Raw genomic sequence first — 1682 nt, 5'->3', positions numbered from 1 at the left:
ACCCGGAACAGGTAATACGCCGGGCGGGGAATGGCTCAACCGAACTTCCACGCTCACCGGTAGCTATCGACCGATTCTGTCGGTCGAGATCGGCAGCTATGGGGTGCTCAGGGCTGATCGCGATAAGGACTGTTTGGAGTGCTCTGTAGGTGTTGCGCCTGGCACGGAGCGACCAAGGCGGACGTTCACGGGGACAGCGCTCTGACCGCAGGCAACGGCCGTACTATAATTAATTTCTGCCAATGTTTGCGTGGCGAGCGCTCCAAAACGAATCAGGTATCCATAGCGCTCACCCGACAGGCAGAGGGCGGCACAGCAAATGAGATGGGACAGTACGTCTGATTACGCGAGAGAGGGTTCAGCCATGAAAATTCACTCCTTCCAGCATTACACTCATGGTCTGGAAATGGCCGTTCACGATGCATGGATTACCGCCAAGGTGAAGTCGGCCCTGGCATTTTCCGATCCGACCCTTAGCCTGCATATCAATGTCAAAACCCATGCGGGCAAAGTGGAGTTAAGCGGCCGCGTCAACACTCATAGACAGTGTGAACAGGCCATTGGTCTGGCCCGTTCGGTTCATGGTGTCGCCGAAGTCGATGCCAGCGACTTGCAGACCCATGTGTTCACGCCAGGGAGTTTTCCAGAAGCGCCCAACGCCGAAGAGAGCACTGAGCGCCGGCCACAATCGTCAACAAAGATGGACGACAAATGATAATGGCAACTTTGTAGGCGTCGCGCTCCCAGTCGGGAACCGAGGGCGGAGGGAAGCTGAATGCCTGTGTGCCCCAGAGTGAATCGCACATGGTTTCGTGGACATTTCCGACTGGCTGCTTGACGCCCTGAGGAAGTCAGTCAACGATCAGGCCGTTTGGGCAGAGCGACTTTTTCAACAGAATCAGCCGATAGCAGTCTGTCGAGAAAAGCTCCCGCCGCCAAACTTGCCAGCCTGGGACATGATCACTCCGTCTGCCTTGGTCAGACGCCACATCGGCTATCAGGAAAACCTTCAACACTCACTTTGAAGTGCAAACTCGATAGCGCTCAGCAAAGCATCGCCGCTGAAGGGCTTGCGCAGGCATTCGATGGGTTTATAGCGACCGGATTCGGCCAGTGTCGCTTCATCCCAATGTGCCGACATGCAAATCACCGGGAATTTTCTGTCCTTGAGCGTCAGTGCGTGCATGACGTCTATCCCTGACAGGCCGTTCATTTTCAAATCCAGCAACAGGCAGGCGATGTCATTGAAGTTTTCGAGGGCCAGGAATTCCTCGCCCGAGGCGAATACCCGGGCGCGGTATCCGGCCGACCGAAGCAGGTTGGCCAGGCTTTTGCGCACGGACGCATCGTCGTCCACGATGCAGACGATGATCATGACGCCGCCGGATGATCCGGGGGCGGTGCAGCCAGTGTCGATCGTCATGAAGAACCCTGCGGGCCAAACGCCGGCTCGGCGCTGAGCAAGCCATACAGGCTGACCAGACTGACCAGCGAGCGCGTCTGCATCTTCTGCATGATGTGTTTGCGGTGGACCTTGGCGGTGACTTCACTGGTGCCCAACCGGTTGGCGATGTGCTTGTTGGACAGACCCGCGACGATCAGCGGCAGCACTTCGTGTTCACGGGGGGTCAACAGGGCAGCCCTTTGACGGGCACTCTGAGTGCGTTGCCATTGCTCGAACG

3 protein-coding genes are annotated in these 1682 nt (G+C 57.3%); 1 reads left to right on the top strand and 2 read right to left on the bottom strand.

Annotation, left to right across the window (positions count from 1 at the left end; genetic code table 11):
* The first annotated feature begins 364 nt into the window (after window positions 1-364).
* Entirely contained in the window at window positions 365-715 is a 351-nt protein-coding gene (locus ACXRVY_RS27620) for a BON domain-containing protein (protein ID WP_223458958.1), read from the top strand.
* A gap of 294 nt (window positions 716-1009) precedes the next feature.
* Here ACXRVY_RS27620 and ACXRVY_RS27615 read toward each other — a convergent pair whose 3' ends face one another.
* Both ACXRVY_RS27615 and ACXRVY_RS27610 read right to left on the bottom strand, forming a co-directional pair.
* Window positions 1010-1375 (bottom strand): response regulator transcription factor, encoded by a 366-nt coding sequence (locus ACXRVY_RS27615; RefSeq protein ID WP_223459007.1) that lies wholly within the window; start codon window positions 1373-1375, stop codon window positions 1010-1012.
* Between the two features lie 44 nt (window positions 1376-1419).
* On the bottom strand, window positions 1420-1682 hold a 263-nt coding region (locus ACXRVY_RS27610), incomplete at its 5' end, for a response regulator transcription factor (RefSeq protein ID WP_458238793.1).

Source organism: Pseudomonas sp. P5_A2_2, from assembly GCF_054177685.1.
This window is presented reverse-complemented; position numbering and strand designations above follow the sequence as displayed.

Bases quoted from the DNA above. Each gene is read 5' to 3' on its own strand.
- ACXRVY_RS27620 (WP_223458958.1), top strand. From the start codon at position 365: ATGAAAATTCACTCCTTCCAGCATTACACTCATGGTCTGGAAATGGCC.
- ACXRVY_RS27615 (WP_223459007.1), bottom strand. From the start codon at position 1,375: ATGATCATCGTCTGCATCGTGGACGACGATGCGTCCGTGCGCAAAAGC.